Below are 21201 nucleotides of genomic sequence, written 5' to 3'. Positions count from 1 at the left end.
CGCGCGCAGCGACCGCAGGGAGCGAGCACGGAGCGGTGGGTGGGGCGGAGGGGCGTCCACGGGCGGAGGTCGCCATAAAAAATGGGGGAGCGCCCCGCTCAGCGCAGGGTGTCCCGTTCCGCCTCGAGGCCGACACCCGGGTCGTCGGTGCCGTGTTCGGCTTCGTAGGCGCCGACGAGCTCCCGACTGTACCGCGCGATCCGGTTTCGGGACGTCGGCACGATCGTGCTCGCCGCCACGGCGACCTGCTCTTGGGTGAGGTGCTTGCGCGAGAGCAGCCGATCCGCCGCGTACAGCGCCGACGCCGCGACGGTGCACCGTGGCGTCCCCGGCCCAACCGGCACCTGATCGCCGAGTTTCATCAGGTGTTGGGCCAGCCGCCACGTCCGCACCGCTCGCGCCCCAGGGATGGCGTCGTCATCCAGGGCGTCGACGACCGCCATCACGGCGTTGGGCCTGATGAGCGGCACGTCGAACCCGCATTCACACCGGATCTTCCGCGCCGCAGCGCACACCCGCTCGTGGGGCGCCTTGGTGTGCGTCGCGACCGCAACGTCAATCTCGTCCCGGTCGACCGATGAGGCCCGCGCGGCCAGGAGGACGGCGCCGCCGGCGAGTGCCTCCCAGGCCATCCGCCCGCCCGGCAGCCGCGCTTCCGAGGCGCTCCGGAGGTGTTGCGCTGCCTGCTTGACGACGTGGTCCGGCAAGTTCAGGTTGCCGCCGATCATCTCGACGTCCCGCAGCCCCTCGTTGAGCCGCTTCGTTCGCTTGCGCTTCTCGCCGAACTGCATCCGCTTGTGCCACTTCCGCAACCGCTGGACCTTCTCCCACTGCTCGTTGCTCAGGGGATTACCCCGGCCGTCGGTGTTCCTCCCGATCTTCGTGTGCAGGCCCTTGTCCGTCCGCAGCGGGTCCACTGTCTCGATGCTCTGGTCGGCGTCTCCAACCAGGCCTAGGTCGTTCAGCGTCGGGCTCAGGTCCACCCACTCGTCGGCGACGATCAGCCCGCAGTCCGTGCAGAACGACTGCTCGTCTTCGGTGATCACCCGCCCCTCACACTCCGGACAGGCCGACCGGCCCGACGGCTCGTGTTCGATCGTGGGCTCGTGACCGCGTTCCTCGGTGCTTGTACTCTGTACATCCGAAACCGTCTTTTCGCTCGCGTTGTTACTCGACATTGCGGTAACCTGAAGGCGCTCACCACAGCGCCCGACACCCCGTGTTCTAGCACGGGGATATCCCCGACGTCACGACCGACAGAGCCGTCTGCGCGCTCTCGCTCGCGCCTTCGCGAGCGCCCTCTTGGGCGCGAGCGAGAGCGCGCCCGCACGGAGGGGCACAACCAGCGCCGCGCGCCGACCCGCCCGGAGCGAGCGACCAGCGGAGAAAGCGTGGGAGGGTGAGCAGCCACGCCGCGCAACCCCCCGCGCTTTCCCGCTGGCGTCGAGGGCACATCCATTTTAGCCCGGAACGGGCGCGAGCGGTGCGGAGAGCGCCCGCACGCCCGGAATGGTCGGTCGCGAGCGACGCGGAGGGCGGAACGCGGCGAGCGGGGCGGGCCATAACGGACACACCTGTCTAGCCGGCCGCGACACTCGGCGATCCAGCTACCGTCCTGGCGGACTCAGAAAGGGCGAGGCCGTCTCGGTCGTCCCCCGACCCCGCAAGCACCACAGGCACGAGGAGCGCAGCGGTGGTCGCGGGATGCCGAGCGGCCGAGGGCTTTCAGAAACTGTATTTCAATCGTCGTGCTGCGCGTTCAATTCTGTAAGGAACTGGCCGGCTGCTGTCCCGATACGAACACCGTCGACGTTACGCATCTCAAGGTCATGCGTGGCACTCCGAAAGGGGTGGTGGTCGACGAGGATGCGATGGATAACGGTTCGGACGGGGTCGGTCCCGTACCTGTCGACGACAGTCGCCATCATCTCGTCGAGATGCGCGTCCCGGTGCTCCGTCCGGGGATGCTGTGCGCGTTCGAGTACGAGTTCGACTACATCGTCAACTGATGCGTGCTCGGGATTCTTGGTTCGTTCACGAACGTCGTAGAGAGCGTGGTTATCGGGCATTCCAAATCACTTCGAAGGATCCTCCATGGTGTCAGGGCTCTTCGAGCAATGAGCGAGCTCGCTGCACGTAACTGTTCGCGCCCCAGCTACGGGCGTCACTGATCGCATCGAGGAGCAGCCGTGCATCGGCAGCTGATAGGTGTTCAGTTCGAACGAGAACCGAGAGTAGCGTCGGTGTCGTGACGAGTCGGGTATCAGCGAGTGAGGCGTGGATCAAGCCAAGTTGGTTGAACTCGTCACAGAGGAAGAGCGCAGCATCGAGATCGTTCGCGAGCGTGACCGCCGCGTTTTCACCGTCATCGAGCGGAAACTCGGCATCGAGGTCGACCGACTGTGTCGTGAATGACTCCGTTTGGTCGAGGACGGCGGACGCGGCGTGTCCATGGACGTCATCGTACGAGGCAATCTCTCGGAGTTCATCGATGACCGCCGTTGGGACGACGACCTCGTACCGGGAGAGACAGAGTGCGAGTGGATCGGGATCGTCGTCAGTAACGATGCCGAGACTCACGAGGGCGGAGGCGTCTGCGATAAGCCGCGACATCTAAGCGTCGGCGACCTCGTCGATGAAGTCCTCGTCCAACTGCTGTTTCAACACTCGGAGGTTTGCCGCCTCCTCGGCGCCGACGAGCGCTTTGAGTTGCTCGAAGGTGATCTCATCGTCGTAATAGGCGGCGGCGATCTCTTGGGTGAGGGCGTCGTCGTGAGCGGCGTCTTGGAGGTACTCCCGAAGCGCGGTCACGAGGATGTCTGTTCGGTCTTCCCCGAGGACGGCGGCCAGTGCGTCGGCCCGGTCGATGAGCCGATCGGGGGCCCGAAACTGCACGCGCTTCTTATCGGTGCTCATGATGTGTACATTGTGAGCCAACGCACTTAGCCGTTTTCGTGTGTACGATGTGAGCCTCACTCGGCCAAGCGTCACTCGGCCACGAGGTGCTCCGTGAGGTCACGCGTCCAGTACGTCGCGAGCCCACCAGGGCTACAGCGAGCACACAGTTGGAGCGGCCCCTCGAGATGGCCGAGTTCCACACGGAAGCGCGTGAGCGCTGCGAGCGCGTTGACGACGAGCCCACAGCCGTCGCAGGCGTGGTGATCGCGCTCCACAGGATCCGGCCGCTCTTGGACGGCACAGTCGACACAGATTGGGTGCGTGACCCGTTCGTTCTGTCCCCACGTATGCGCCTCGCCCATCTCTGCACCGGGCGGTGAATCGCAGAACCCACACCCAGAAAGCGTCTGTTGCATCAGTTGTCCTCCGCGTCGGCGTCGGTGGCGGCCTGCCAGCCACGATGGAACACGGCGAGCTGGGTGATCGACTCGAAGGGCTTGCTACTGGGCTCGTGGACGAGAATGCGTTGGTCAGGGATCGGCGCCACCACATCGTCCTCGACGAGGTCGCCAACGAGACGGCGGGCAGTCGCCTCGTCGATGTCCGCCGTCGCGACCCGGGACGCATCCCGGTCCTGTGCAACGAGTTCGGTTTCGAGCCGGTCGTAGTCGCCTGTCGTGTCGTCGATGATATCTTGACCAGACATAGGAACTCACGCTTCTGCACGCGCTTCGAGCGCGCCTCACGCCTACTGGCGCCGATAGACACACCTGCGGTGCGGGCACGATGTCCTACGTCAGCGATCTGCCTCCAGCTAGCCGTTCCTGGTTGGAAGGGAGCATGACGCTACTCCAACACCTACTGTGAGCCACCCCTTGCTGTCGGTCCCTGTCGGCCTGTTAGAGGGCGATCACGAGCCCGGTCACGAGAGTCACGAGTCCGAGTGCCAGCCACGTCGTCCGCGCTGCAAGGCGCTGCCAAACCCGCCTCCCCAGCTGGCGGAGTTGATCACGGAGGGCTGCCCGCCGTTCTGTTTCGAGGACCGCGACTTCGTCGTAGTAATCGCGGCGCTCTGCGGGAAGCGTCCGGAGTGTCGTCTGGCACTCGCTGCAGGTGTATTCGAACTCTGCACGGACGTGCTGGCGGCGGAATTCTTGCTCGCCGCCCTCGTCGTAGTCTGTGACCTCGTACACAAGGAGTTTCGAGACGAAGCGACGGTTCCCACACTCCGGACATTGGTCCATCCTGAGCGTTGGCGTTCCATGCTCGCTGCTCGTATCGTCTGGCCAGGATGTCTGTGGCTCTGTGTCCTCGGTCTCTCGGGGTGGCCTCGTGTGGTTTTCTGACGGCGATGCACTCGCTGTCTCGGAGTTACTGAACGTAGACATGGATTCACCTGTGACTGCACTCAGCTGACACCTGGCTGGACACCACGACGGCACTCCTGGTGGTGCCTATCGGGCTGAGCGCCGTCACCCTTGGTCGGCGCGATAAACGCCACTGCGGGGGCAGTCGCTTATTCGTTCCACAGTACTACGATCCGGTCTTCGATCTCGTCGAGGACCAGTTGCAGGACATCACGATGATCGGTCGGCCAGGAGTCATCGTCACCGGGCGTCGGGGCGGTGGGCGGGGGATGGAAGTGGTCGCGCGTATTGTGGGGGTTCGGATGCCGATCCCATCGGCATTCCCAGGTGTGCTCCGAATGGACCTCTCGATAGTGGATTGTGAAGTCGTCGTTCGTGTACCAGCGGACAGTCAGGGTTGCTTCGTCGACGGGCGCTGGGTAGTACGACGATGCAAAGACGACCTGAAGCTCGAGATGGCCCCTTGCATCCGTGATGGCCGCGTGGGATACCTGTCCGGTGGCTTGGAGCCGTGTCTGGAGGAACTCGAGAATTGGGCGATCGATGGGGGCAGGGCTCCCGCCATCACCTGTCGGTGGCACCATCGAGCGAGCTACCCGGATGCCTGTTCGCGTTCGCTACCCGTGCGTTGCTGGCGCGCCCGTTCGTAGCGGTCTCGCTCTTCGCGGGCCGTTGCCCAGTCGCCGAGGTCGCTGTACACGTCGTCGATGGTCCGCTCGTCGCTGCCCTCCGCGGCGGCGACGGCGTCGACGGCGGCTGGTGACGCGGCGTCGTACGCCTCCTCATACTCGGTGATGCGCGTTGTCAGCTCACGAACGCGATCCTGGAGTTCCTCGACAGAATGGTCGGCTGCGAGCTGATTGATTCGTCGCCACTCGAAGTACGCGTCATTACGCTCGTAGGTGGCTGGATGGCCATCGTGTCGGGTGACGATGCCGAGGTCGTCGAACCAGCCTAGATACTTCCGGGCGGTCTTGGGGTCACAGTCGGCGCTGTCGGCGATCGCGCTCGCCGTCGTCGGCTCGCGGGTTTGCAGGATGGTCCCGTAGATGCGCTGTTCGACGTCGTCGCTGCTGAACGGCTCCTCGAAGGGCGGTGGGCCATCGGCGGCGTCTGTCTCGGACATACTTGGGCTTGCAGCGCGAGGGATATCGTTCTTGCTTCGAGGAATAGTTTCTTGAACCACAGGCTCCTGCGGTAGCCCCGTCTTGCGGCGATATTGAGCGTAGTTAACCAACAAATAGCGTGGTGTAGCGAGTCTGTTGGTTAACCGTCTCAGCTCACGAATCAGAACGCTCGAGGGAGGGCTTCTCGGGTCCCCTTCTCCCCTGAAGGGCGGAGCTTGTCGGTGGACTCCCGTTCTGACCACTAGCTACTCAGCGCAGCTCCGATGGGGCAAGAGTTAATATACTATCCATAGAATATGTATTGTGATGTCGGCCGACAACCGAATCGCGGGCACCCAGACCGACCCCGAGGAGACGTTCAATGACTTCCTCACCTACGCTGAGCTGCTGAACACGCCCCAGCTCGCCCAGCTGTACACGTTTATCCTCCGAGATGGGCCCGTCGAGATCGAGACAATCAAAACAGAACTCGACATACCGCACTCGACCACATACAAGTATCTCGGACGGCTCGAAGAGATGGGCATCCTTACTCGGTATGACGACGAGACGCCGACCACGGTGACTGTTGAGCCGATTCACCTCCAATTAGATACTGACCACGGTGTCGTCACCGCGACACCCGTCCTGATCGATGCGATCGGCCGGCAACGCGATACGGAGGATATCCGCGTGTTCGTCGACCGCCAGGGAATCCCCAAACTGGCCGCTGCGCTCCACTACACGCTCCGAATCATGGACGGGGACTTCACCCAGCGGACGGCCGCGAACAAACTCGGCGTCCATCCCGTCGAGGGAATGACGGTATTCACAGCTCTTCAAGACGTAATCGAAGAGGCTGTGGAATACGATCCATATCTTGACCAGGCCAACTGATGGCGTCGGAGCCAGAGATCCCACGCGATAGTACGGCTATTATCGATAGTAGCGTTCTCATCTCGATGGGTGGGCCTGCCAATGAACAGTATCAGGCATTCGAGCAGTTCGTGACAGATCGAAACCTCACCGTGTACATTCCGGGGCACGTTGCTGAGGAAATGGGCGAAAGCCCGGACGCGTACGCTTACCAGCGAGATCGACTCCGGTCGGCACAGAACGCCGGATGGCTCAAACCGGGGGGAATCGACTTTTCGACGCCCGGCGTTTCTGAGGTTGTAGATAAAACGCGGAAGCGTATGTTGAATCTCTCCGCCGAGGATGTCACCGAAGACGAGATTGAAAAAACGGACACGATTCTCGCGGGACTGGCCTATCAATACGCGACAGGTGACGCAACCTATGTCACCGTGTTCGTGAGCGATACAAAGGCCGAACAGGCCATTGAAGACGTCCTCAGCGCCGCTGATGTCGGAGATATCACATCAGTTGTCGAAGGTCGTGGCTTTATCGCGGATCTCGTTGCTGATCAGTTCCTGAGCTGAAGTGTCCTATTGTACGAGGTCTGTCCGGCGATATTCACCGCAATGGGTCACCCCGTTTGATCGGCTCTTCCTATTCATAGTGATTAACCAACAGCCACCGGAGTATATTGTGGAGTGTTGGTTAATACTGGCCTTGCCGTCGGGGATTCACTCCGAGTCTCCGCCGAATAATCGTCTCCACACGGATTGTGTCTCCGACTCGCGACTGCTTTCGCTTGTAGTAGCGACTTGCTCATCGTGGGACTGCTCAGTTTCCCCGTCACGGGCATCGAGTTCGTCGGTGAGTCGTTCGATTTCTGCTTCGAGGGTCTCGATCCGCTCAGTCTTCTGTTCGAGTGTTGCCTCGAGTTCGTCGACGCGCTCGCTCAACAAGCGATTTTTCTCCGCCAGATACGCACGACTCCGGTCTGCGTCGTCTGGCGTACTACCAGCAGTGACACCGTCAGGTGGGCCGTGAGGATCTGCGTCGTCGTCGCCGGCGTCCGGGTCGTAGAACTCCGACGTGGTCGCAATCGCTCGCTCAATGGTCTTCTCGCCGTACGTCGACCCGTCAGCGTAGTGGACCTCGTCCCATTTCTCCCGCATCAATCCCGACTGGCGGAACAGTTGATCCATCTGCGTCTGGTCGCCGCCAGTCCAGAACGCCAGCAAACAACACAGCGCCATGTCGGCCTCGGACTGACTGTCGTAGCCGACCGTATTCCCCTTCCAGAGCCGCTCGAACTTCTCGCCGTTCGATGCGTTTCGCGCTTTCTCGAGGAGATCATCGTCTTCGAGGTCAACGCCGACGTTGACTGCACCGCTCGTTGCTGACTCCCCGTCAGTCGCGCCACGGGGCTCGGACTCGGATGCCGTGTCGCTGTCAGTGTCCTGGACGTACTCGCGGTGAATCGCTGTGAGCGCGTCCTGCCGGCGTGCAACGCGCGTTGGGGTCCGCTCGACGTGGTCGCCAGTAACGGTGAAAAAGCGTGCCGTGTCGTACAGTTCGACGCTTCCACGTCGGTTCCGCCCGTCTGGGAGTTCGCCGGTAACCAGGACGTGATAGCCGGTACCGGACGGTGACACCTCCGTATAGGAGTCGAGTCGCTCAATGATGTCCAGCGCCGCGTCGTCGACGTCGTCTGTCTCGGGATCGCGGCAGTCGTCCAGATCGACGCCGACGATGGGATCGTCGTCAGTAAACACGAACCCGATGCCATCGGCGTGCTCCGTCTCGGTGTAGTCGAGTGCTGTCTCGAAACTTGACCAAGTCTCCGACTCGGTTGCTGACGCGAACCCCCCAGCCCCTGGCGTCACCGGGATCTTCGTCGGTTTGCCGTCCCGCTCCTCCTCCCGCCAGCACACCCACTGGTCGCGTTCGCGTAACGTCTCCGGAATCGCCTCCGGCTCGTCGATCATAGGGTCACTCATCCTCACGTAGGACCTCGCATGGCTCTCACTGGCTCTGAGCCAGCACAGAACTCTCTCTGCTGTAAATCGCGATCCAATCCCTTGGTCCCAACGGGGACCCCCCGTTCTATCCTAGTTGGTTTTTGCCGTAATAGATCATCCAATTCCGTGAAATCCTGGGTTTGAGGCTCCCGATACGTGCATACGGCAAAATCTCTCCAGAATGCTTGTGTTACGGCATTTCGGTTGATTGCCGTAACCCCTTGCTGTCTGCTGATTTCGGTCCTGCGGAGACGATATGCCTCGATGTTTCCGTAACGCGAGAGGCATTTCCTTTTATACAAACTCAAATTTACATTTACGATATATTTGGCGCTGAGTGTGGATTGCATTGTATTCATCTCCAGATCTATTCTGATTTGAGTGCAAGCCCCTCGTAGTATCGAACAGAGTCGCCGTTCTCATTGTCTGTGTTCCGCTCGAACGTGACATAGTTCCCGAGGCGACGGCCGAACCAGGGTTTGCTATCTGTATCAATCCCGTGAGCCTCAGCCCACTGCTCGTAGATTTCGTAGACATCTCCGGCGGCTACTCTGCTTTCCGGGTCTTCGACGAGGTGTGTCTCTGCGAATCGCTCAACAACCGCCTCTGGATCATCAGCAATATTGTCAATCGATGGCTGAGGCGCCTGCTGAATATGGTCAGCCTGTTCTCCTGTCGTTTCTTCGCACCCACTTGTGGTGACGGTATCGAGTAGGGTGTCCATCGAGTACGTACCGTCAGTATCGTACACGACCGGGTTGCCTTCTTCAGGGAGAATGACGATAGCGTACGACGTGGGGCTATAATCGGGTGTCTGAAGTTCGGCTTCGGGGACGAATGGCTTCTTGATACGCACCCAGTCGTCCTCGAACGCCGATTTCGTCTCGTAGATGTGTTGTTCACCGTGCTCGTATACGACGTACTCGTCGGCAGCGTGGTCGTAGCTGTAGATGGCCGGAACACGATCTTTCGAGAGTTTTTCAAGCGATGGGAGGCGGATGTGTTCCGTCTCGCTGGCATCACGAAGGACGATCTCGTCGCCATCACGCTGCCAGATGTTCTGGGTCCCGTTCTCGTCGCCGTTCGCCGGTCGCACGGCCGTCACCCCACCGTCTTCGGTCGCTCCGCCGTTGAACGTGACATTCGAGTCGGTCGTGTAGAACCGTGTCTCACCATTCTGGAGGGTGCGAACGGGTGGCGTGAGAATGCCGTCGACACGCTCGGCCCACTCAGTTTCGTCGTTTCCTGGTCGAACGACAAACAGCGGGATATCCCCTGCTTCTTGGGCTTTCCGGAGATTCGTGAGCACCTTTGCGGGATTCTCGGGTGTCGTCGTTTCGACTTCGATGGCGAATCGATCGGCAACGTCGGGGTGGCTCGCCCTCGCGTCAGGTTTCTCGCTGCCATCCTGTGCGAGGATCGAGACGGTGAAACCGAGTGCAGTGAGTTCTTCCTCGATCTGGCGGAGTGCTGCGTCGTGAGCACTTCCACCCGCGGCCTGCACGCTACCAGTATCGGGCGTCGCGACCTCTTCGCCGGCGTCAGTGAGCCGGATGCGGAGCTCGTCGGCGTCGATATCGACGGTCGTATCGAGGTATCGTGATCGTTCTCGAATGTCCGCGAGTGCATCATACGATGGCGGCTCGGCGTCGACGTCGTCAAAGAGTCGTCTGAGTTCGTCATCAACTGCTTCAACGGCCACCCAGCCGTTCTCCTCGCGGCAGCCCTCTCGAAGCTGCAGACTCCGAATCACGTTCGCAATCGCGACGTCCAGGTCGTCGCTCCCGATATGGAGCACCTCGTGTCCGTCGGCAGGTGTGCTCGTTGTTGCGGTGTCTGGCTCAGCCGGCACACCGTGTTCGTCACTGATGTCCTCGTGCATCGAGGAGAGCGTCTCAGTGAACTGCTCCTCTTCACGCTCAGTGAGCGGGGATTCGCTCTCGGGGTGGCCCGGTGGGATCGGGAGTGGTTCGAGACTGAACGGATACGGCCCCGTTTCACCGAACGTCGGGCTTGGCAAGCTGGCGATCCACTCTCCGCGCGGCAACGAACGGATCCGATTGGCGAAATCCGCAGGGTCCATCTCTTCGTGGGCCATCGCACGTGCCAGTTCCCGGTCGACGTTGATTTTCCCGATGAGTGAACTGCCGATGTTGTTCAGAGCATTCAGGTAGATCTTCCGCCCACCTTCAGCCTCCATCTGTTCGGGGAACTGCATCGACAGGCCAACAGAGAGCCGGAATCCCCGGCCTTTCTCGAGGAGATCATTCATGATGTCGGAGACCACGACCGACGCTGCCTCGTCGACGAGCAAGTTCACGACGTAGTCGTCCGAGTGCTGGGAGAGGGCCTGTTTGCGGTCCTTGAGAGCTGCATCGAGATTGGTCAGGATCACACCGGTCATGATCCGGGCGGCGTCGTCGCGGAGGTCGCCGAGGTCGAAGAGGATGACCGTATCCTCGTCGAGGACATCCCGAAAGTCGAACTGGTTCTCGGTATTGTTGAATATCTGCCGCAGGTGCGTATCCTGTGAAATGTACGCAAGGCGGTTTCCGACACCACCCATCACGTTCGCAAAGGTGTTCGGATCTAACTGGAGCTGCCGTCGAATCGTCCGGGTGACCTCCTCGTCGCTCGACCGCGGGGCGTCGCCGATGTTCTCGTTCGGTGGCCCGGCCTCCCAAAGCTGGTCGACGACGTGTTCGAGCTGTCGGTGGGCGAAGTAGTCCGTCGATGCTCGGTACTGCCCGTTCTCACGCCCGTATTCCTCGTCGAACAGAGCCTTGATGAGTGTCTTGATGAGAGTCGGGGCCACAGTCGCCCGCTCGTAGCGGTCGGTTCCCATCACGAGCTTCAAAATCTCCTCGTAGTGGTCGGCCTTCCGTTGGACGGCGTCTTCGCGGCGCCGTCCACTCTCCATCGACGGTTCGAGATTGAAAAACGAGAAGCCGGGGAGGACGTCTGGGACCGGGAAGTGGACGACATTCTCTTCGAGGTCGGTCATTCCGAACCGGCGTGCGTGAGCCCGCATGTAGTTCTGGGCCATGTCGTCGTTCTTCGGGATGATGAGGATCGTCGGCCCCTCCGTGTTGTCGTACAGCGACAGCAGGTCGTTAATGAGGGCTTTCGACTTCCCAGAGCCGGTTGTTCCGAACCGGCCGTAATGAGTGGGCAGCAGTCCGGGTGGAATGTGTGTCGGCTCGTCTTCGGCCTCGCCGGTGTCGTCGAGGGCATACCCGATTGCCATCCCGTCGCGGAATTCACTCATGAGGTCCTGGTGGGGGCGTGGCAATGGGTTCCGACTCTGCTGTTCCGCACGCGCCCCACGTGCCCCCTCGACAGTCAGCTGTTCTGAGGAGGGCACGAGTACGAAATTCGCGAGTTCTCGGCCGCTCAGGACGAACTCCGGTCGGGTCTTCCCACGGCCGGTCGTGATCTCACGATCCAAGAGCCGCTGCAACGCCGCTCGTGCGTTTCGTTCTTTCGTGGCTGCCCGGAAGCCGCTGTCACGTAATCGTTCGGCCGCAACCTGGTAGTACGGCCCGTCAAGCGGGTCGAATACTGGGACAAGTGACTGTATCCGCTCATCGAGATCATCGCGACCGTCACTACCGGATGGAATCCCGATTGCGCGGATGTTCGCGGTGAACGACCGCTTCGGATTTTTCGCCTCGATTGCCGCGACACGTTTTGCAACGGCGTCGCTCAGCTGGTTTCTGTCCCGGCTCTCCGACTGATCGTCGAGTTCGAAAAGGGAGCCAATAATCTCCTGAGCGAGTGTGTCTCGGCCGTCGATGACGTCCTCCTTGCGAAGGTCGGCATCGGACTGCCAGCTCTCGCGTCGTTGGAAGACGACTTGGAACGCTACTGGTGCTGTCGCCTCCATCAGGTGGTCGACAAGCGACGCGAGCGCACCACCTGGCTGATCGACGGCTGGGAGTTCTGCTTCGTCGTCGGCAGTGAATGGCGAGAGTGAGGTCATCCAGTCCTGTTTCCGAGTCGCTGACCCCTGCCACCGCACGCCGAGTGGGGAGACGGATTCGGACGCTGGCCGGGCGAGTATCGTCCCCTCCGATGTTACCGTTGGTTTGGCAAGCGTCGTGAGTGGCTCATCCTCGGGAATCGCATCTGGTGGGGCGAGTTCGAGGACAGTATCGCCGATCTCGATGAGGTGGTCGGCAGACTGGTCGCCGACCGTTCCGCCATCCGCGGCTGATTCGGCGTCCCCTGACCCCGCTTGACTGTTGTCGTCAGTGCCACTCTCGTATTGCTCGTCAGGGCCGAACTCGTACGTGAGCTCGCCTGACTCATAGTGCTCGACGAATGTCTCGCGGTCGAATTCGACAGGCTGTACGAGTCGGGATGCGATGTCGACCTCGGTACGCTCGATGTCGAACGTCTCGGGATAGACCGACCGGAGCCGTTTCTCAAGGGTATCCAGATGGTCGTCGGCACCGTAGTAGAATTCGACGGGGTCATCTTTCCCCTCGCTGAGCGCGAGAAATTCGAAGCGTAGCGGTGTGTCGCTATGTAGCGGATTGAGTTTGTCAGCTAGCCCTGTCGAGTCCGTTGAGGTCAGTTTGTGGAGGCTCTCCAGTGCCTGCGGTAGACGCTCCGGATTGAGGGGTTCGGAGGTTGGCGTCACGCGAAGATACTCACGCATCGTCGCCACCTCCCGTTTCGCCGCCATCAGTCTCTGTTGGCGTCTGCTCAGATTGGAGTTGTCCGTTGTCAGTCCCTCGGCGTTCAATCTCGTCTTGGAACGCCTGTACATCCGCGTCTACAGCATTCTCGCCAGTACCGGGGAGCGAGGATCGCCGTTGCTCGGTTGGCTCGAAGTCGATGACTTGCTTCTCTTTGGGCATCGCTTTGACCTGGATGCCGCGCCACTCGCCGTCGACGCCGACGAGCGCCTCGGAGAAGCCGGCGTCCTCGTTGCCGGGCACGGCGTCCTGGACGAACCGCATCTGCGCGTAGTTCAGCCCGAACTCGTCGGCCCACTCCTTGTCCATTCCGTCCAGCCGATGGAACTGCTTGACGGCACACTGGTCCAAGATCGCCTCGGATTCGGCGTGCTCGAAGAACTCGTCGACCGTCTGGGTGACCAGCCGGATCGAGAGATCGTGGTGGCGGTGGTGGCGGAACACCGTTTCGAGGAACGCCAGGCTCGCGGCGTCCTGCATGATGTAGCGGGCCTCGTCGATGTAGAACACCACCTCCTTCTCCGAGACTTTCGCCCGCTCGTACACCAGCGAGATCAGCAGCTGCATCGTCAGTGCCGTGCTGCTGTCGACGCTGCCCTCTTGCTGGGCGAGGTCGAGGTAGATGACCTTCTCGTCCCGAATGTCGAAGTCGGATTCCTGGCCGAGGTTGGCGTGGCGACCGTCGTCCTCGAAGGGGCGGAGCTGGTCGAGGAGCCACGTCGCATCCTCCTTGATCTTCCCTGCCTCTTCGTCGGACCGGACGACGAATTCCTCAGGTTCGTCGACCATATCCTCGAACACGTCCATCATCTCGCGGATGGTCGGACTCGGATTGCTGTGCGTCGAGATGTCGTCGGTGATGCCGTTGCGCTGGTAGGCACGTTTGAGGGCGAGTTCGAGCGTCGTCCGGCGGTCACCCAGCGAGATGCCCCGCAGCGCGAAGAAGTTCGTGAGGAAGCTCATCGCGTCGTCGAGCTTCTCGTTGAATGGGCTCGCGTCCTCGCCCATCGCCCGCTGGACATGCTCGGGCGTCTCGCGGATCTCCAGGGGGTTCAGCCCGAGCGTCCCGCCGACAGTGATGCGTTTGGCGTCGAGGGCTTCGGCGACGCCGGCCCAGTTGTTCAGCGGTTCGAGGATGATGCCGATACGGTCCTTGCTCTGCTCGATGGAGCGGATAAAGTTCTGCTTCGAACTGAACGACTTCCCCGAGCCGGTGTCGCCGACGGTGAACATCGCGTACCCGTTGTCCCGGGCGAACGGGTCGATGACCACAGGACTCTGGTTGTCCTTGTGAATCCCGAACTCGACGCCACCCTCCTCGAGGATCGTTGCGTTGTGCGGCGAGGAGAGCAACGCACCGACAGCCCCGCCCAAGGCGATCGATGTCCGGCCGAACTCGTTGTCGCCGATGGGTGCGGCGGACTGGAGGGCGAGGTCCTGCCGACAGATCGCCGTCTTCGGTGTGAGGTTCGCCGGGTCGTCGCGGAGCGCACTCTTGACCGTCTGGACGGCATCCCTGAGCTCGTCTTTCTCGTCGGCCCGCACGGTGATGAACATCCCCTGGTCGAAGACATTCGCGCCGTTCTCGACGGCCTTGTAGGTCGCTGCGGCCTCGTTGGCGCGTTCCTGCAGGTAGGCACTCCGGATACTCTGTTCGAGGTCAGCATCGACCTGGAGGTCGTCAGCGATGTCCTGCAGTTCGTTCCGAGCCCGCTCCTGATTTTTCGGCGTGATGTGCGCGGTGAGGTCGAACTGGACGTCGGTCATCTCGAAGAGGTCGCTCAGATACCCGTCGTTGGGATAGTCGGCATAGTTAGCGATATACAGCGTCGTCGTCCACTGCTCGCCGACCCGTGCGGCTCGCGTTTCCCATTCGACAGCTCCGGGCGCGGTAACGGTCTTGTGCGACTCCGAGATGTCGTCGAGGAGCTTGCGTTCGGCCTCACCTTCTGTGAGTGTCTCCTCGTCGAGGACATCCGCGAAGTCCACGTCTGGTTCATCATCCCCAGTGAAGCGGTCCCAGAGATGTTTGCTGCCGACGCCGAGGACGAGACCCATCACAAGGGCAAGTACTGCACCCTCTGCTGGTGTCAGGTTCTGAAGCCACCCGATGACGGGGCCAAGCACGCCACCACCTGTCTGGAGGATCACGTTACGCATCGTGTGGGTCCTCCCGGCGCGAATGGCCGATGATCGATTGGTCGCGAACGACACGGTCTGCCTCGTCGTAGTCGTGTTCGCGGCCGTTCCAGAAGTCCATATTCAGAACGAACAGCTCGACCGTGCTGAGTCGACGTGCGGACCAGCCCGAGGCTTGCTGGATGAACTCGGCGCGGACGTCGTTGACCCGGCTGTCGAGCTTCTCGAACATCTGTGCGCGGCGCTCGACGTCGGTGAGGTCCTCACGACGAGTCACGAACGGGTTGAACAGGAAGCCGATGACGGGGAACTGGGTCAGCTTCTCGGCGGGGGTGCCCTCATCGCGGAAGCGGTCGTAGACCTCCAGCGGCGTGACCTCGACGCCGATGTAGTACCGAACCTGCTGGGTGCCCCGGTCACGCATCTCCTTCGGCCGTGTCTCCCGGTACTCTTCGAGAAGTTCCCGAAAGATCGGGTTCTCCGTGACGTCTTCGTCGGTGAGTCGATCTTCGATGGTCTCGGTGATCTGCTCGACGGGGAAGGAACGGGTTGTGGCGTGGAGTTTGAGCTTCGAGTCCAGTTCTTTGTTGGCGAACTCTTCGCCAGCGTCCTGGAGTTGCGCCCAGTCGTCGGACATTGCGAAATCCATGTTCGCTGGATCGATCTCGATGAACGCCTCCATCGCGCCGTCTTCACGCTGGATGGCACCAGCGCCCGGCCATGCCCGCTTGATGTTCGTGAGGTCTTGCGTTCGCTCGTCCGGCTTGAACGGCGTGTAGTTCGCGAGTCCGCCTTCGTTGCGCTCTGACTCGTTGGTACTCGTGTCGGCGTCGACGGGCGCACTGAACGTGATCTGGGGCCGTTTGAGGTACCGATAGACATCTTTGGTCCACGTCCAGGCGTTTAGGTGGGTTGGTGAGACGTAGATGACGGCAACGCCAAAGCCAAGCCCGCCAGCGACGAACGGGAGAGCCAGTGATTCGATCCCGGTGAGCCCCGCGATAAACAGCCCAATAATGGGGAAGGCGATGAGCATGCCGACGTCGCCTTCCTCGATATTGAGATACGGGATGCGACTCTCCTCACCGAACTGATCCATGATGCGCCGTGCGGCTGCGTCTTCGTCTGTTGACATTGTTAGTGGATACCGCGGTCAAAGTCCATACCGTGGTCGTCACTCGCCGATTCGGCTGTCGCTCCACCGGGGTCATTCTCGGTACGGCGGTACGACGGCGTGCCGCTACCGTCTTCTCCGTGTCCACCGCGGGCAGCTGCTTTTTGCGCGACGGCCTGGCCGGCAGCGGCTTTCGGCCCCCACCGAGCGGCAGTCGTCGCGACGCCGGCGCCACCGACGTAGGCTCCGGCAGCAACACCGCCAACGAGTGCTGCGCCTTTCGTTGCACCGCCGACGACTTTGGCCGTCAACGGGGTCGCGTATTTGAACGTCTTCCACGTGAGATAAAGCGCGATAAGAGGCAGTGACGCGGCAACTAGGTACTTCAGAAACGCACCATTTGGCGTGAGTGCTCCTTCCGAATAGAGCAGGTCGTATCCTTTGAACACGACTGCTGCTGGGAGGGGTAGAACCGCCAAAGGGACAAACCGCTTCGAGAATCCCATCGCAATGTCCGAAAGGACTGGAACATTACCATAGGCGAGAGCAAACGCTATCGGCATTCCGTAGACATACACGTAAAGTAACACCTCTCGAATGTAGTAGAGGGCTTCAAGTGCCCACATCGAGAGGCCGCCAACGATTGCGAACATGAATGCAAGCCCTGGATTGGTCAGTGACTCTTTGAGGAAATTCAGCATCGCATCACCCAGGGTTTCCAGACTCGGCATCAACGCAATCGTGAACCCGTCGACGATGTAGAGACCAAGAACACTGACCCAGTACCAGCTGATGATGAGGAATGCGCCAACCCAAGCGGTCTTCTTTGTCCGTCTTGCTTCATATGCACTTCCGATATTGAAAATCCGGACTGTGTGTCGCCCTTGAACGCACATTACCAGAAGGAGCAGTGAGATAAGCATAATCTCACCTCCAACCAACGCATCGCGAATTGCTGGCCAGGGTCCGTTTGTTGGCGCACCAAAGACAAATGCACCTTCCGTTTCGGGCGTCGGAGTCCCGAACATCTCCTCAGTGAGGGTTTCATAACCGGTGTTCAACCCCTCCATGAAGAGGGAAATCACCCAATCGACGACGTCTTTGAATCCCTCTAGGACGACATCAATCAGGTCCACCATCGTTAGTCCTCACTAATTGTGATCTCACAATTATCGAACTCTTCTGACGCGGAGTAGTGGATACTGTAAGGATTGGAAACTCGGTTAGCCCCTACTCGTGTTTCTAGAATGACTTCGAAGCTTCCGGTTTGTTCCTCGCTCTCACACGAAGTCCCCTCACCTCGAACGAACGCAAACGGTGAACGGTAACTGTACAGTGTAAGCTGCTCTCCCGGTTCTATGACTACCTCGTCAACTTCTGTATCCTTTTCTGGGTCGTATATACCACTAACATCGTTGTTTTCATCATAGTTCGTCCCTTCCTCATCCGAGGGATATGGAACATCACCAATAAATAGAAGTTGCGTAATCGCATCCGGGCCATTACCTTGGTTTTCGACAGATACGAAGGCCTCTTTTGAGATTTTGTCACTCGAGCTATCCCACATCTCTTCAGGCTGATTCTTCCCGATCCCCATCTCCACGATGCTAAGATCCGGCTGAACCGAAAGAGCGGACTCTTGCACAGTCTCTTCGCCCTCTAACGCGAGAACACGATACTCCCCTGGTGCGTAGGAGGTCCCAATCTCGAAAGAAACCTGCTGTACTCCTGTTGCTACGTCACGCTGACCGAACAGTTCTCCATCCGGCTGGACGAGGTTGACTTGGCTAATTTCGGTATCTTCCGAGAGCTCCACCACGATCGCTGTCCCATCGACTGCAACACGCTGAAGTGGACCTTGGTCATTCTGGGATGGAGACCCATTACTGGGTGTTCCGGAGTTCCCATTTGTATTCATACACCCAGCAATGGTTGTGAGTGCGGCGCCGGCGACTGTTCGGAGGGCGGTTCGCCTACTGATGGGTGGGGTATCTCGTTTCATGAATTGCGTTGGAAGATGTCTTCTGGGCCGAGCATCCGCAGGAGGCGCTTGCCAGCGTAGAACATCACGAAGAAGGGTAGGAGCTGCCAGCCGACCTCGAACACCAGCGCAAACCAGCTGTCGATCGTCCCGAGTGGATGCCAGCGGGCCGTCGCGGTATCGCTCACGTACGCCGGGTCGTGACCGAGCCACGAGCCCGGATAGTACCGAGCCGTGTAGATGCCCGGTTCGTCGATGGTCACGATCGCCACCCCCGAGGCGTTGGTCTCGACGCGCTGATCCGCGACCGTGATGTACCCGTTCCGGGTGGTGCCGCCGATTGGATACTGACGGTTATCGTCGAGCGCGATCGGCGCACCAGCTTGATTGTCCCGCAGTTCGACCCTGAGCGTGGCTTGCGACTGATTCTGTTGGATGACCTCGACAGTGAGATTACTGCGGCGGAGCTGTCGCTCGGACCCGGCATCCGGCTCGACGATTGACGCATTCACGCCCCGGATGATGCCCGCAACGTGCAGCGCCTCTCGATCGACGTTCTCAGCTCGAACGGCGACGCCGTACGTCGTCGTGTACGACTGGTTGACGATGTCGATATTGATGTTCTCACCGATGGTGCCGACTGGTGACGGGCGGTCAGTCCCCCAGGTCTCGATGAGTTCCGGCCCGTCTCGAACCGGCTCGGCACGCGGCCCGATCCGCGAGGGATAGGCGTGGACATACACCGGAATCGCGTCCGACTGAACGGTCGCACTAGCAGTCCGATTCGACCGAACGAGCGTGTCCCAGTTTGTGTCCCGAGCGGTGTAGAACCGCCAGATGCCACGGACCCGTGCCTCACCGTCCTCCGTGAGCGTGTACCCCTGCCACGGTCGCGACTGGAAGATGGCCACGCCGGCGTCGCCGTTCGGATACTCGGCGTAGTAGGGGTACGCCGAGAGATCGTAGATCTCGACGGCGATCGAATCGGAGACGTTGCGTGATTCCGTCCGATAGGTGACGTCGACGTCCGTCCGGTCACCCAGATCGGTTCTGACGGTCTTCTTCAGCCGAACGCTTATCTCCGCTTCCAGCGTGAGATTCGCACTCCAGTCGTCCTCGATCTCGTAGTCGAGGGCAGGCGTATGGGCCCCGTCACGCTCGGCGATGGTCTCGCCGTCCTTCTGCAACCGGACTTCTTCGATTTCGTGCTCCGTGAGCGACCACGAGATCGTCGTATTGCCGGAGGAACTCCCGTTGGGGACGCGAACGCGGTAATCAACGAACCCGCGCATCGTCCCATTCGGCGCGATGTACAGTGGGGTGTCACCGGACTCGAGGTGTCCACGAGTAGAGGGCTGGACCGCGAAGATCGTCGCCTGAGCATCCTCGATGAAGACGCCGTCCTCGAGGTCCGCGTGCGGTGGATGGACGGACGTGTCTGCCCCACCGGCGTCGAGGTCCTCGAAGTCGTTCCGCGTCCACGTCGCCGCAGTCGCCGGCGGTCGTTTGAACGTAATGTCCGTCCCGTTCGCGACTTGATGGACAGCGGAGCGATTCTCGCCGTAGCGCTGGCGGTACTCCTCCTGGCCGATGTAGCTGTCCGCATCACGTGACCACAGCGTTGCCGACTCGTTCTCGGTGAGTCCGTTCCCCTCCGTACCCGGTCGCGGTGGGTCAGCGGCGACGATACCCGTGACTAGGCTCGTCGCGAGCAAGCCGGCCATGAGCACGGAGAGCTCTCGATGGTTCATAGGGCTCGCAACGGGGCTGTGGAGTGCTTACCAGGGGACGAGGTTGACGCACTGCGCCAGCGGGAGGCCCATCATCGACCCGGCAACCGTGTACAGCGGGCCGAGGACGACGAGGACGACCGCGGACTTCATCGCCGACCGTTTGTGGCGCTTGAGACCCTTCTTCTGCTCGGGATTGAGGGTGAACATCTCGATCAGGGAGTCCGCCTGCCAGACGATGGCGAGGCCGACGATTCCCAGCGCTGTGGTCAGCTGGAAGAACCCCTCAATCATGCCCGGGAGGTTGTCTGCGCTACAGACCGCGTTACTCTGGGCGGCAACCGGCTGGACAGCGAACAGGCTCAGGAGGACGACGGTGAGCGCTGCTTGCCGAGGGATCTTCCCGGTCAGCGGTGACTGGTTTTCGACGCTACGCTCAGGGTCGGAGGGAGTCTGGTCCTGTGACATAGCGGGTTACTCTTGGGCGGCATCTTCGGGGACTGACTGATTTTGCTGGTCTTCGACGAGTGCTTGGAGATCACCGAAACGGTTGGTGTTCTCTGCGATTTCGTCGAGTGTGTGGCCCTGCTCGCGGGCCCGTTCGAGGAGCTCACGGAGTTCATCGGGGTCGACATCCCGGACATTCATTTCCTCGCGCAGGGCACGGCGATAGAGGGCGGAAGCATTGATGTGGTCGTTCCACATCAGGTATAACTCATCGATCTCTTCGATGGTGACTGACCTCGTAATCATACATGCGGGGATGGGCATACACCGGCTGAGTCCCGGTGCATATCGGCGCGATAGCGCGATGAGTGGTATATGTCTTCTGGCTATCAATCATCAAAATAATGTGATTGAATCAACGGAATTCCTTGGTCTTCGTACAGAGATATTAACCAACATATCGGGATGAGATTGAACTCTTGTTGGTTAATATATTATCCACTACACCTTCTCTGAGTTCCGTAGAGGCGTTTCGTGATCGAGTCGGCAGCGATACACGGTCACAATGTAGTATTTCGAGTCAATACCCTCGATCTCAAGGGGATCATAGAAATACTCGTAGGGACCGAAACAATAGTCAATGGTAACGGATACTCCAAGTTCCTCCTCGATGACGCGGTGGACAGCTTCTGTCCGAGCTTCGCTATTCAGTACCGTTCCACCGGATACGAACCATTCTCCTTCGACAGCAATTAGTACCACCAAACAAAAAACCGAAACCGGCGAACAGCGGTCGACAGCTACTCGCTGCCGAACATCTAGCGCGACATCAGAAGTACGGGG

21 protein-coding genes are annotated in these 21201 nt (G+C 60.5%); 2 read left to right on the top strand and 19 right to left on the bottom strand.

The features are described from left to right. Positions 1 to 98 precede the first annotated feature (98 nt). The 9 genes from B4589_RS16700 to B4589_RS16665 all read right to left on the bottom strand — a co-directional run bounded on the left by B4589_RS16700 (position 99) and on the right by B4589_RS16665 (position 5391). Entirely contained in the window at positions 99 to 1178 is a 1080-nt protein-coding gene (locus B4589_RS16700; protein WP_079235405.1) for a transcription initiation factor IIB family protein, read from the bottom strand. A gap of 561 nt (positions 1179 to 1739) precedes the next feature. Continuing rightward, positions 1740 to 2069 (bottom strand): hypothetical protein, encoded by a 330-nt coding sequence (locus B4589_RS16695; RefSeq protein ID WP_079235406.1) that lies wholly within the window; start codon positions 2067 to 2069, stop codon positions 1740 to 1742. Positions 2070 to 2100: 31 nt separating this feature from the next. Beyond that, positions 2101 to 2613, bottom strand: coding sequence for a hypothetical protein (locus B4589_RS16690; RefSeq protein WP_079235407.1), 513 nt, complete (start codon positions 2611 to 2613; stop codon positions 2101 to 2103). Then, entirely contained in the window at positions 2614 to 2916 is a 303-nt protein-coding gene (locus B4589_RS16685; RefSeq protein ID WP_058365798.1) for a hypothetical protein, read from the bottom strand. 71 nt (positions 2917 to 2987) lie between these two features. Beyond that, positions 2988 to 3314 carry a hypothetical protein gene (locus tag B4589_RS16680; RefSeq protein WP_079235408.1) on the bottom strand — a complete coding sequence of 109 codons (327 nt, stop codon included), beginning with the start codon at positions 3312 to 3314 and terminating at the stop codon, positions 2988 to 2990. Further along, on the bottom strand, positions 3314 to 3604 hold the full coding sequence (locus tag B4589_RS16675) for a hypothetical protein (protein ID WP_079235409.1): 291 nt from the start codon (positions 3602 to 3604) through the stop codon (positions 3314 to 3316). Before B4589_RS16675 ends, B4589_RS16680 begins: the two co-directional genes overlap by 1 nt. Positions 3605 to 3797: 193 nt before the next feature. Continuing rightward, positions 3798 to 4286, bottom strand: a complete 489-nt coding sequence (locus B4589_RS16670; RefSeq protein ID WP_255246180.1) for a hypothetical protein — start codon at positions 4284 to 4286, stop codon at positions 3798 to 3800. A 128-nt stretch (positions 4287 to 4414) separates the two neighbouring features. Then, a complete protein-coding gene (locus tag B4589_RS18335) occupies positions 4415 to 4849 on the bottom strand; it encodes a hypothetical protein (protein ID WP_079235411.1) in 435 nt (144 codons plus the stop codon). An 8-nt stretch (positions 4850 to 4857) separates the two neighbouring features. Beyond that, positions 4858 to 5391 (bottom strand): sugar-specific transcriptional regulator TrmB, encoded by a 534-nt coding sequence (locus B4589_RS16665; protein WP_079235412.1) that lies wholly within the window; start codon positions 5389 to 5391, stop codon positions 4858 to 4860. A 307-nt stretch (positions 5392 to 5698) separates the two neighbouring features. Between B4589_RS16665 and B4589_RS16660 the strand changes: the two genes are divergently transcribed. Together B4589_RS16660 and B4589_RS16655 are read left to right on the top strand one after the other, a co-directional pair. Beyond that, positions 5699 to 6268: a helix-turn-helix domain-containing protein gene (locus B4589_RS16660; RefSeq protein ID WP_255246179.1), complete on the top strand. Its 570-nt coding sequence runs from the start codon at positions 5699 to 5701 to the stop codon at positions 6266 to 6268. Positions 6269 to 6333: 65 nt separating this feature from the next. Further along, complete coding sequence (locus tag B4589_RS16655; RefSeq protein ID WP_143414404.1) at positions 6334 to 6813, top strand: hypothetical protein; 480 nt, start codon at positions 6334 to 6336, stop codon at positions 6811 to 6813. 147 nt (positions 6814 to 6960) lie between these two features. Here B4589_RS16655 and B4589_RS16650 read toward each other — a convergent pair whose 3' ends face one another. From B4589_RS16650 to B4589_RS16605, 10 genes are all read right to left on the bottom strand, one after another. Beyond that, complete coding sequence (locus tag B4589_RS16650) at positions 6961 to 8223, bottom strand: hypothetical protein (protein WP_158081199.1); 1263 nt, start codon at positions 8221 to 8223, stop codon at positions 6961 to 6963. A 388-nt stretch (positions 8224 to 8611) separates the two neighbouring features. Then, positions 8612 to 12934: a type IV secretory system conjugative DNA transfer family protein gene (locus tag B4589_RS16645; protein ID WP_255246178.1), complete on the bottom strand. Its 4323-nt coding sequence runs from the start codon at positions 12932 to 12934 to the stop codon at positions 8612 to 8614. After that, the gene (locus B4589_RS16640; protein WP_079235417.1) at positions 12900 to 15107 is read right to left on the bottom strand and encodes a VirB4 family type IV secretion system protein; all 2208 of its coding nucleotides are present in this window, start codon (positions 15105 to 15107) and stop codon (positions 12900 to 12902) included. The genes B4589_RS16645 and B4589_RS16640 overlap by 35 nt, the downstream gene beginning before the upstream one ends. Next, positions 15100 to 16221 carry a hypothetical protein gene (locus B4589_RS16635; RefSeq protein ID WP_079235418.1) on the bottom strand — a complete coding sequence of 374 codons (1122 nt, stop codon included), beginning with the start codon at positions 16219 to 16221 and terminating at the stop codon, positions 15100 to 15102. Before B4589_RS16635 ends, B4589_RS16640 begins: the two co-directional genes overlap by 8 nt. Before the next feature lie 2 nt (positions 16222 to 16223). Then, positions 16224 to 17339, bottom strand: a complete 1116-nt coding sequence (locus B4589_RS16630) for a hypothetical protein (protein WP_079235419.1) — start codon at positions 17337 to 17339, stop codon at positions 16224 to 16226. A 2-nt stretch (positions 17340 to 17341) separates the two neighbouring features. Next, positions 17342 to 18202, bottom strand: coding sequence for a hypothetical protein (locus B4589_RS16625; protein ID WP_176330571.1), 861 nt, complete (start codon positions 18200 to 18202; stop codon positions 17342 to 17344). Then, positions 18199 to 19932 carry a hypothetical protein gene (locus tag B4589_RS16620; protein WP_176330570.1) on the bottom strand — a complete coding sequence of 578 codons (1734 nt, stop codon included), beginning with the start codon at positions 19930 to 19932 and terminating at the stop codon, positions 18199 to 18201. The genes B4589_RS16625 and B4589_RS16620 overlap by 4 nt, the downstream gene beginning before the upstream one ends. 27 nt (positions 19933 to 19959) lie before the next feature. Beyond that, positions 19960 to 20379 carry a hypothetical protein gene (locus B4589_RS16615; protein ID WP_079235421.1) on the bottom strand — a complete coding sequence of 140 codons (420 nt, stop codon included), beginning with the start codon at positions 20377 to 20379 and terminating at the stop codon, positions 19960 to 19962. A gap of 6 nt (positions 20380 to 20385) precedes the next feature. Next, entirely contained in the window at positions 20386 to 20664 is a 279-nt protein-coding gene (locus tag B4589_RS16610; protein ID WP_079235490.1) for a hypothetical protein, read from the bottom strand. A 195-nt stretch (positions 20665 to 20859) separates the two neighbouring features. Further along, a complete protein-coding gene (locus B4589_RS16605) occupies positions 20860 to 21120 on the bottom strand; it encodes an NUDIX domain-containing protein (RefSeq protein WP_255246177.1) in 261 nt (86 codons plus the stop codon). Positions 21121 to 21201: the final 81 nt, after the last annotated feature.

This window comes from Halolamina sp. CBA1230 (assembly GCF_002025255.2).
Classification (GTDB): Archaea; Halobacteriota; Halobacteria; order Halobacteriales; family Haloferacaceae; genus Halolamina.
The sequence above is the reverse complement of the archived record's forward strand: the minus strand, read 5'-3'. Positions and strand labels throughout refer to the sequence as shown.

What these genes read in the sequence shown, in the direction of transcription:
- B4589_RS16700 (WP_079235405.1), bottom strand. Translation starts at nt 1,178, where the DNA reads ATGTCGAGTAACAACGCGAGCGAAAAGACGGTTTCGGATGTACAGAGT.
- B4589_RS16695 (WP_079235406.1), bottom strand. Translation starts at nt 2,069, where the DNA reads ATGCCCGATAACCACGCTCTCTACGACGTTCGTGAACGAACCAAGAAT.
- B4589_RS16690 (WP_079235407.1), bottom strand. Translation starts at nt 2,613, where the DNA reads ATGTCGCGGCTTATCGCAGACGCCTCCGCCCTCGTGAGTCTCGGCATC.
- B4589_RS16685 (WP_058365798.1), bottom strand. Translation starts at nt 2,916, where the DNA reads ATGAGCACCGATAAGAAGCGCGTGCAGTTTCGGGCCCCCGATCGGCTC.
- B4589_RS16680 (WP_079235408.1), bottom strand. Translation starts at nt 3,314, where the DNA reads ATGCAACAGACGCTTTCTGGGTGTGGGTTCTGCGATTCACCGCCCGGT.
- B4589_RS16675 (WP_079235409.1), bottom strand. Translation starts at nt 3,604, where the DNA reads ATGTCTGGTCAAGATATCATCGACGACACGACAGGCGACTACGACCGG.
- B4589_RS16670 (WP_255246180.1), bottom strand. Translation starts at nt 4,286, where the DNA reads ATGTCTACGTTCAGTAACTCCGAGACAGCGAGTGCATCGCCGTCAGAA.
- B4589_RS18335 (WP_079235411.1), bottom strand. Translation starts at nt 4,849, where the DNA reads ATGGTGCCACCGACAGGTGATGGCGGGAGCCCTGCCCCCATCGATCGC.
- B4589_RS16665 (WP_079235412.1), bottom strand. Translation starts at nt 5,391, where the DNA reads ATGTCCGAGACAGACGCCGCCGATGGCCCACCGCCCTTCGAGGAGCCG.
- B4589_RS16660 (WP_255246179.1), top strand. Translation starts at nt 5,699, where the DNA reads ATGTCGGCCGACAACCGAATCGCGGGCACCCAGACCGACCCCGAGGAG.
- B4589_RS16655 (WP_143414404.1), top strand. Translation starts at nt 6,334, where the DNA reads ATGGGTGGGCCTGCCAATGAACAGTATCAGGCATTCGAGCAGTTCGTG.
- B4589_RS16650 (WP_158081199.1), bottom strand. Translation starts at nt 8,223, where the DNA reads ATGAGTGACCCTATGATCGACGAGCCGGAGGCGATTCCGGAGACGTTA.
- B4589_RS16645 (WP_255246178.1), bottom strand. Translation starts at nt 12,934, where the DNA reads ATGGCGGCGAAACGGGAGGTGGCGACGATGCGTGAGTATCTTCGCGTG.
- B4589_RS16640 (WP_079235417.1), bottom strand. Translation starts at nt 15,107, where the DNA reads ATGCGTAACGTGATCCTCCAGACAGGTGGTGGCGTGCTTGGCCCCGTC.
- B4589_RS16635 (WP_079235418.1), bottom strand. Translation starts at nt 16,221, where the DNA reads ATGTCAACAGACGAAGACGCAGCCGCACGGCGCATCATGGATCAGTTC.
- B4589_RS16630 (WP_079235419.1), bottom strand. Translation starts at nt 17,339, where the DNA reads ATGGTGGACCTGATTGATGTCGTCCTAGAGGGATTCAAAGACGTCGTC.
- B4589_RS16625 (WP_176330571.1), bottom strand. Translation starts at nt 18,202, where the DNA reads ATGAAACGAGATACCCCACCCATCAGTAGGCGAACCGCCCTCCGAACA.
- B4589_RS16620 (WP_176330570.1), bottom strand. Translation starts at nt 19,932, where the DNA reads ATGAACCATCGAGAGCTCTCCGTGCTCATGGCCGGCTTGCTCGCGACG.
- B4589_RS16615 (WP_079235421.1), bottom strand. Translation starts at nt 20,379, where the DNA reads ATGTCACAGGACCAGACTCCCTCCGACCCTGAGCGTAGCGTCGAAAAC.
- B4589_RS16610 (WP_079235490.1), bottom strand. Translation starts at nt 20,664, where the DNA reads ATGATTACGAGGTCAGTCACCATCGAAGAGATCGATGAGTTATACCTG.